Source organism: Nocardia sp. 852002-51101_SCH5132738 (genome assembly GCF_001665695.1).
GTDB lineage: Bacteria > Actinomycetota > Actinomycetes > Mycobacteriales > Mycobacteriaceae > Nocardia > Nocardia nova.
The window spans coordinates 1-8,398 of the sequence record NZ_LZML01000014.1; the positions used below are offsets into that span (position 1 = coordinate 1).

Genomic DNA, 8,398 nt, shown 5'->3' on the forward strand with positions numbered 1-8,398 from the left:
AAGCCACCAGCATCGCAACGCTGGGGCAGCGAAAAAACGAGCGAACCCCGCTGGGTGCCAACAGCATTACATTGACGGCGAAGAAAGCCGACGCAGCCTTGAGAATTGCATTGGCGCGCTTGAGTTCTGCGTTCTCGCGTCGCAGCCGCTTCAGCTCCGCCATCTCATCGGAACTGGTTCCTGCCCGGTTTCCGGTGTCGATCTGGCCTTGGCGCACCCATTTGCGGACAGTTTCCGGCGTCCCGACTCCGAGCAGGTCAGCGACCGCTTTCATCGCCGCCCACTCCGACTCGTGCTCGCCCTTGATCTCGGCGAACATCCGCACGGCCCGCTCACGCAGCTCCTGCGGGTACTTCTTCGAACTCGACACGACTCCATCCTTCACAGAGGTTGAAGTCTCCCGACACTCCGGGGCGGTTCATGTTCAGGCTGGACTGCTGGATGCCGCCGCGGTTGGCGGTCTCCTGCGCCTCATACACATTCGCCGCGTCAGCGAGTTTGTACGAGGACTCGTCCAACGCCTCGATCACCGTCTCGGCGCCCTTCTTCCACTCGGTCCATGACCCGTCGTAACCGGAAGCAGCACTACCGGTCCAGCCTTCCGCCAACAGGCGCTTTCCCACGGTGTCGTCGAGCGTCTTGAGTCGTTCCCGCATTACCTGGGCCTTGTCGGCAACGAACCTGGCTGCTTCCCGCAGCTTGGCCGGGTCCACCCGCATCTGATCGGCCAAAATCCCCCCTTCACAAGTGCTTTCGGAATCCCGACATGCACTATATGACGCGCGCAACGGCAGCGGAGCGGACGAGTGGCCGTACCGCTCCCTGGTGCTTCACGAAGCAGAGGCAGTCAGCGCAGCCGATCAGGGGTCCTTCGAGGGAGAGGAGAAGCTGTCCGCTGGCGAGGCTGGCTTCCTCAACTGCTCCGGAGCGCTCGGATTCGTGCGGAGTTATTCGGTGGAACGGGAGTGCTTTCGGCGATCATGATGGGGCAATGACCGATAGGACGCGCACCGCGATAAGACCTGACTGGGGCGACGTGCCTGTGGCGGTCCGCGCTGCGATCGAGCGTGTGGTCGGTGCTGGCGTGGTCGAGGCCGACACCCAGTCCGGTGGTTTCAGCCATGGCGTTGCGGTCCGAGCCCTGCTGACCGACGGGCGGCGGGTATTCATCAAGGCTATCGATGCCGACGACGACCTGGCGGGGATGTATCGCGGCGAGGCGCGGACCTCGGCCCGGCTCCCTCATACGGTTCCCACGCCGGCACTACATGCCAGCTTCGACGCCGAGGGCTGGTTTGCCATGGTGTTCGACGACGTTGCTGGTCGCCATCCCCGGTTGGACAACCACGACGAACGGGAGGCTGTGCTCGCGACGGTTGAGACCCTTGGCCGGCTGTTGACTCCTAACCTGATTCCGGGCGTTGCGACCTTCGCTGAGGCGTACGGGCCGATGCTGAATGCGTGGCGGCAGTACGCCGCAGAGGGAGCACCTGCAGATCTGGATGAGTGGTCATCGCGGAATCTGGGACGCCTGGCGTCGCTGGAGGCCGTGTGGCCGGGCCATGTGGCTGGTGCCACGCTGCTCCACACGGACCTGCGTCCGGACAATATGCTGTGGCGCGCCGGAGGCAGCGTGGTCGTGATCGATTGGGCTTGGCCGTGTGTGGGTGCATCCTGGATCGACCTCGCCGCGCTCGTGCCGTCGCTGCTCGCTGCCGGGGTAGACCCGGATCCGATCTTGGCTACCCACCCGAGCAGTCGTGATGTCGAGCCAGTCGCCGTGGACGCGTTCTTGTGCGGGCTTCTCGGCTATTGGGAGCGAGCCTTGCGCCGCCCGACACCTCGGCGATCGCCCAACCTGTACCAATACAGGGTCGACGCAGTTCGGGTCACGCGAGAGTGGCTCCGCCGACGCGTCGACTGGTAAATAGGCATTCGTAGGGACTCAAGACGGACAGCTCCAAGCCCGCGTCCTTGTGTGCCATGGGAACTGGTGAAATCTTGATTTCGTGTGGGGGACACGTGGGGCGGGCTGTTGTCGGCTCCTACTCGGTTGCCGGTTCGGCCCGCGCGGACTAGTAGGGCCACAACGATGGAACGGCGGCCAGAGGGGTGCCTGTGACCTGCGGCCTGACGGCTTAGCCCGCGTTGAATTCGTAGACCGCGCGGCTGCGACCCGGCCCTTTGTAATCGGTGGTGACCGAAACACCGCCGATCTCGTGGTCGCCGGGGACATTGACATAGCCGAGGGTGATCCAAGTAGCGTGTGCCGCTCGGTTTTCCGGTTCCGATGTCAGGTAGATCCTTTCGCAACCCCATTTTTCGGCTTGAGTGCGCACGCTGTTGAGCAATGCGCGGGCGATGCCTTGTTGCCGATGGTCCGGATGGATCATGACGTCTTGGATATAGACCTCGGCCGGGTTGTCCTGGCTGCGGAATGCGATCACCGCGCCGGTGAGGGCGTTATTTTCGTCGATCATGACGGGGCAGGTCGAGGAGAACAGCTCGGCGTAGAGCCAGTAGTCCGACAGCCCACGGGCGCGAATGAAGGGTTCGCCGAGTTCCATGAGGTCGTGAACTTTGTTGATGTATTCGATGCTGAGGGGACTGACGTTCATGGGCGCTCCTGCGTGTGGATAGTTCGGACGATGGTGGCTAGTTGATATGTGAGGTCGGCTGGCGCGACTGTATCGGCGATACTTCGGCCGATGATCGCGATGTCCCAGTCGGGGCTGCTGGTTAGTTCGTCGTCTGTGGCGCTGAATCCGCCGGAGACGGCGACGGGAGTCTCTCGTTGAGGAGCTGGCGCCTCACCGTGAACTCGTCCTCGGCGGGGTGGGAACGGCCGCGAGATCACTGGTGGTGTCGCCGGCCGGGGAATGTGTCCCGGTCGGCGACTTATACACCTACGAGGAAAATGGCCTGACCGAGATCAGCGTCTTCCCCAACGTGATGGGCGAAGCTGGGTTCGCACGGCCGCTCCTCGTACTTCGCTCGCAATCCGTCACGTGCCGGTCGGCCCAACGACCACAGTTACCCCTCCGGCTTCTGCAGCACCTGGTGGACTTCTCGCCAGTCGATTCCGGCTGGAGCTTTCGCCAAGATCGTGGCCAGCAGCCCCAGCCGTGCCGATCGGTCGGCGGGGTTGTCGGCCATCACCAGGACCTCGTCAAAGAACGTCGTGAGCGGTTCGATCAGGCTGTGGCCATGACGGATCCACTCGGTCAGCGGCCTGCCGTCGGCGGCAGGTACTGATCCCGTTGTGGTCAGCAGTTGCCGTTCGACGGGGCCGGTGAGCCTGTCGGGGTCGTAGGTGGCGGGCGCGGTGCGAGGCAGGATCCGCATGATCCGTTGCAGTCCTTCCACGAGATCGGCGAATCGATCGTCTGTGGTGGCTTTGCTGATCTGGTCAATCAAGATGTCCGCCCGATGCGGAGCCGTGGAGGAGGGGCGGACGGCGGCGATGAGTCGCGGAGCGACTGCTTCGTCGCGGAGCCGCTGCTCGTACCGGGTGGTAATGAGTTCCTCGGCGGTAGACAGCACCGACGGGTCGACGGTGACGCCCTGGCCTCGGAGCAGGTCGGCAGCGGTCGTGAGGCCGACGGGGATAGTGATGTCGGCGAGTTCGGGCTGGTTGCGCAGGATGGCCAGGATTCCGGTTGCCGCTCGGCGCAGTCCGTAGGGGTCGGCGCTGCCGGTGAGTTTGGCGCCGACGGCCAGCATCGTGACCAGTAGGTCGAAGCGGTCCGCAAGTGCGAGTAGCGCACCGGGTGTGGTGGTGGGGAGGGCGTCTCCGGAGGAGCGGGGGAGTTCCATTTCCCACAGGGCAGTGGCCACGGGTGCGGGTTCGCCGGCTTTGGTTGCGTATTCGCGTGCCATGGTGCCTGCGAGGGAGGTCATTTCGATCACCATCTGGGTGGCGAGGTCGAATTTCGCGAGGGTGCCGGCGCGAGTCAGGGTGGCCGAGTCTGTGCCGGAGAGATTGATGCGGGTGGCGAGCCTGGTGGCGGCTGCGGCTATGCGGTCGGCGCGGTCGGCCATGGTGCCGGCTTTGTCGTGGAACATCAGTGACGCGAGCCGGGCCCGGAACTCATCGGGGGTGATGGCCAGGTCGGCGCTCCAGAAAAATGCGGCGTCCTCGAAGCGTGCGCGGAGCACCTTTTCGTTGCCGCTACGGACGACGTCGGGGTTGCAGTCGCCGTTGGCCATCGTCACGAATACCGGCAGCAGGCCACCGGTGTCGGAGCGGACTGGGAGGTAACGCTGATGCTTGCGCATCACGGTGATCAGGATCTGTTCTGGCAGGTCAAGGTATTTCGGATCGAAATGACCGAGGACGCCGGTCGGGGATTCGACGAGATTGGAGATCTCATCGACCAGGTCAGCCTCACCGTCGAGATCGATCCGGCCGTTCTCAGCCTCGGCGAGAGAAGTGGCCGAAGATAGGACACGGGCGCGGCGCTCATCCTGATCGACGACGATTCCCTCGGCCTCGAGCACTGAGCGATAACGGGCGGCGGTGGCGATGTCGAATGTCGGTGCGGCGCAGTGACGCTGGCCTCGGGTGCTACGCCCGGCTGCCACCACGCCGGCGGTGACCGGGAGGACCTCGTCGCCGAGTAGCGCGACCAGCCAGCGGATCGGGCGTGAGAAACTCAATTCCGGGTCACGCCAGCGCATGTTCTTGTCCGCTCGCAACGACACCGTGAGTTGGGACAGGACGTCGGTGAGCACCACCGCCGCCGACCGGCCGACGCGAGTGGTCTCGACCGCGACGTGCTCGGCGCCGCCGACTTCTATGCGCCGCAGATCGTCAGCCGAGACATCCTGCGAGCGCAGGAAACCGGCGAGCGCCGGGGTGGGGTTGCCGTCGGCGTCGTAGGCGGCGGCAACCTTCGGGCCGCGGCGCAGGTTCACGCTGTCGGGCTCGCGATCGGCGATGTCTTCGACTATCACGGCGATCCGGCGTGGGGTTGCCTGCACGGTGATCTCGCCGTAGGGCAGTGCGGTGGAATCCAGCAGTTCGGTGAGTGTGGAGCGCACGCTGGAGATGCTGGCGGTCACGACATGTGGGGGCAGTTCTTCGGTGCCGATCTCGAACAGCAGCGCCGATCCCGGGCTCGACGTGATCGTGGCGGGGTCGATGGAAGGTGTGGCCAGCGATGGCCGGGCCTGCACTCCGCGTGGGTGCCCGGCCTGCTCACGCAGCTCCGTCCATAGAGTGGCGATTTCGCGGGATTGCTTGCGCATCACCGCAAACCACTTCGCCCGTTCGGCGGTGCTCACCGCACCACGTGAGTCGAGGATGTTGAACGCGTGGCTGGATTTGAGGACATGCACGTGGGCGGGGACCGGCAGCCGGGCGGTGATCATCCGGTCGGCCTCGGCGGAGTATGCGTCGAGCAGCCCGCGGGTGGTGTCGATGTCGGCGTCGTCGAGGTAGTAGCGCGACATCTCGTATTCGGACTGGCCGAATATGTCGCCGTAGCTGACGCCGGGCGCGTAGATGATGTCCTTGAAATGCGTCACGCCCTGGATCGCCATCAGGATCCGCTCGAGGCCGTAGGTGATCTCGACCGGGATCGGGTCGAGGTTCTGTCCCGCGACCTGCTGGAAGTAGGTGAACTGGGTGATCTCCATCCCGTCGAGCCAGACTTCCCAGCCCAGACCCCACGCCCCGATCGCCGGCTGGGCCCAGTTGTCCTCCACGAACCGCACATCGTGGGCGTCGAGGTCGATGCCGAGCGCGGCCAGCGACCCCAGGTAGAGCTCCTGCGGGTCGCCCGGTTCGGGCTTGAGGATCACTTGGAACTGGGTGTGAGTTTGCAGGCGGTTCGGGTTTTTGCCGTACCGGGAATCATCAGGGCGGACCGACGGTTCGACGTAGGCGACGTTCCAGGTTTCCGGCCCCAGCACGCTCAGTAGTGTCGCCGGGTTCATCGTGCCGGCGCCGACCTCGGTGTTGAACGGCTGACCCAGCAGGCAACCTCGCTGCGACCAGTACGCTTGCAGACGAAGAATCGCTTCCTGCATCGATACGGGCGCGGAGAGGTTGTCGTTGCGGGCAGCTGCCGTGGTCATTCCGAGATCCTATCGGTGGTGAGGGCGGGCATTCCGAGCGCTACTCCGGTCGCCGGAGCGAAGAAGCTGGGCAGGTGGCAGCCGCCGCGGCAGGCGTCGGCGACGGCGCAACCAGCGCAGGAGGGCCTGGTGGCGACCGCTGCGTGCACGGCGTCAGTCAACGCGGGCCATACCCCGGCAAGGGGCTCGTTGTGTAGGGAGCCGAAGTAGACGTTGGAGTGCGGGCAGTTCCGCAATCGGCCGTCGTAGGAGACGCTGCCCCACACCATGCCCGACTCGCAATGCCCGGATATCTGCGACAGCCGCAATCCCAAGGTGGGGTCGTCGGACCGCAACGGAGTGTCGGTGTCACTGGTGCACACCTTCTGTGCGCACGGCCACGCGACGGTCATCCCCGGGCATTCGGCGGCAAGGAGTTCGTCGATGCGGGTGATCAGCGGCATGGTGACTGACATGGGGATGCCGTAGCGGTCGTCGTGGCGGCCGGTCGGGACGTACCGCATCACACCGAACTCGCGCACCCCGAGCGCATACACATCACGGATGACGTCCAACGCACCGTCGATGTTGCCTTTGACCAGTGTCATTTCCGCGACCACCGTGATACCGGCATCGATCAGCAACCGCATCGCGTCGATCGCGCGGTCGTACGCGCGGGGATGACCGGTCAGTTCATTGTGGGTGCCGCGGTCGCCGTGGATCGAGACGAGCACACACCGCACGTTCGCTGCTGCCAGGCGCTTCGCCCGTTCTGCGGTAAGGAAGTGACCGTTGGTGAACACCACCTGATACAGGCCGCGGCGTCCACCGTGTTCGAAGATCTCCATGGCATCGGGGTGCAGTAGTGTCTCCCCGCCGCTGTAGCGGATAACGAAACAGCCCCGGTCGGCGCATTCGTCGAGGATCGAGCATGCCAGGTCGGTCGGAATGTGCTTTTCTGGCAATGCTTTTACCGCGCGCCGGACCTCGGCGTCGCTCATGTCCGGGTCGATCTTCCACACGTTGTAGCAGAAGCCGCACGCCCAGTTGCATACAGCGGTGAGCTCGATTTCGAGTCGCAACGGGAAGTCGAGCTTCGCCCCGAACCGCTTGTCGATGCCCAGCAGCGATCGGTGACGGTCGACCTGATCGGGTGTGGGCGGGGAGGTCAGGGCGGTCACCAGGTCGGCGGCGTCGGCCGCGACGCGTGAGGGGGCGGCGTTGTAGCGCTGCGCGATATCGCCGATGACGGTGTCGTCATCGGCGCCGGAGAACATCATCGACACCATCGACTCGGCAACCGCGTTGCCGAGTCGATGGAAGGTGCCGGTGCGTGGGTCGAACAGTAGGCCGAGGTCGGCACGGTATCTCAGCTGCTCGGTCAAGGCACGGGACAGGGTGGGGGGCATCGCGATCCTCCTTGAATCGGGGCGGTCAGACGGGTGAGAGGCGCGCGAACAATGTGGCGACGTCGTCGGCAACGCGCTCCGGCGACACCTTGTAGGTGTGGGCGAGCGACTGCGTGATCTGATCCAGGTCGAGACCCTGGTAGGCAAGTCGTACCGCTTGCACGGCAGTGGCGTTGACCAGCTTTTGGCAATGGTCGCGTTGCCAGTCGTGCAGGAGCTGCTTTCCCGGGTGATAGCGGTAGTGGCGCAGGATCCACTGCGGCGACCCGGTCGGGGCCTCGTCGATGGCCCGGTAGATCGCGCGGGCCTGGTCGATGTGGTCAGCGACCGACGGGCGTTCCAGCAGTCGCCGCGCATAGTCGCGCACAGCTGGGTCGTCGATGCCGATATGCCAGCCGCGCAGTTGCTGGAAGTAGGTCGACACCATCACATCCGCGAGTCCGAAGTCTCCGACGAGGAACGGGCCGCTCGAACGACGCAACAACCGGGACACGACGTCGCACAGCCACCGTGCCTGTTCGACCGCGCCGGGCGCAGGGGTGCCCGGAGTGACACGGAGCGAACGTGCGTAGGACGCGCCCTCGCGCAGGTAAGGCAGGTCGTGACTCGCCCAGGCGCAGATAGAGCGAACCATGGCCCGGTGGCGTCGCGTGGCGCCCATGAGCCTGACGCCGGATTGTGGTGCGATCTCGTCGAGGTATTCGGCGATCGAGACCACGTCTGTGGCAACGGCTTTGGTCTCGGTGTCGGTCAGGATCGGGACACGAGGTAGCAGCGACAACGCGGAGTTATCCAGAATGCCTTCGATGTCGGCTTCGGCGAGATCGTCGGCATCGCACGCACAGCCGATACCGAGGGTGTCACGAGAACCGTGTAAGTCCGAAGCTAGTTCGGTACTAAATCTATTCTAGCACAATGGAATTCGGTTC

7 protein-coding genes are annotated in these 8,398 nt (G+C 64.7%); 1 reads left to right on the forward strand and 6 read right to left on the reverse strand.

The window, feature by feature from the left end:
• Both A5789_RS37585 and A5789_RS01680 read right to left on the reverse strand, forming a co-directional pair.
• The coding region (locus tag A5789_RS37585) for a transposase (protein ID WP_369817482.1) at nucleotides 1-370 on the reverse strand (370 nt) is incomplete at its 3' end.
• Nucleotides 333-731, reverse strand: a complete 399-nt coding sequence (locus tag A5789_RS01680; protein ID WP_082940402.1) for a WXG100 family type VII secretion target — start codon at nucleotides 729-731, stop codon at nucleotides 333-335. The genes A5789_RS01680 and A5789_RS37585, both read right to left, overlap by 38 nt.
• A 260-nt stretch (nucleotides 732-991) precedes the next feature.
• On the opposite strand from A5789_RS01680, the gene A5789_RS01685 reads away from it, so the two are divergent.
• Nucleotides 992-1,927 (forward strand): phosphotransferase family protein, encoded by a 936-nt coding sequence (locus A5789_RS01685; protein ID WP_064902191.1) that lies wholly within the window; start codon nucleotides 992-994, stop codon nucleotides 1,925-1,927.
• 211 nt (nucleotides 1,928-2,138) lie between these two features.
• On the opposite strand, the gene A5789_RS01690 is transcribed toward A5789_RS01685, so the two are convergent.
• The 4 genes from A5789_RS01690 to A5789_RS01705 all read right to left on the reverse strand — a co-directional run bounded on the left by A5789_RS01690 (nucleotide 2,139) and on the right by A5789_RS01705 (nucleotide 8,187).
• Nucleotides 2,139-2,618, reverse strand: coding sequence for a GNAT family N-acetyltransferase (locus A5789_RS01690; protein ID WP_064902190.1), 480 nt, complete (start codon nucleotides 2,616-2,618; stop codon nucleotides 2,139-2,141).
• Nucleotides 2,619-3,033: 415 nt separating this feature from the next.
• Nucleotides 3,034-6,081: a glycine--tRNA ligase gene (locus A5789_RS01695; protein WP_064902189.1), complete on the reverse strand. Its 3,048-nt coding sequence runs from the start codon at nucleotides 6,079-6,081 to the stop codon at nucleotides 3,034-3,036.
• Complete coding sequence (locus A5789_RS01700; protein WP_064902188.1) at nucleotides 6,078-7,469, reverse strand: radical SAM protein; 1,392 nt, start codon at nucleotides 7,467-7,469, stop codon at nucleotides 6,078-6,080. The genes A5789_RS01695 and A5789_RS01700 overlap by 4 nt, the downstream gene beginning before the upstream one ends.
• Before the next feature lie 25 nt (nucleotides 7,470-7,494).
• Nucleotides 7,495-8,187 (reverse strand): hypothetical protein, encoded by a 693-nt coding sequence (locus A5789_RS01705; protein WP_155525728.1) that lies wholly within the window; start codon nucleotides 8,185-8,187, stop codon nucleotides 7,495-7,497.
• Between the last annotated feature and the right edge of the window lie 211 nt (nucleotides 8,188-8,398).

Coding starts and splice junctions, on each gene's coding strand:
- A5789_RS01685 (WP_064902191.1), top strand. CDS start 992: ATGACCGATAGGACGCGCACCGCGATAAGACCTGACTGGGGCGACGTG.
- A5789_RS01690 (WP_064902190.1), bottom strand. CDS start 2,618: ATGAACGTCAGTCCCCTCAGCATCGAATACATCAACAAAGTTCACGAC.
- A5789_RS01695 (WP_064902189.1), bottom strand. CDS start 6,081: ATGACCACGGCAGCTGCCCGCAACGACAACCTCTCCGCGCCCGTATCG.
- A5789_RS01700 (WP_064902188.1), bottom strand. CDS start 7,469: ATGCCCCCCACCCTGTCCCGTGCCTTGACCGAGCAGCTGAGATACCGT.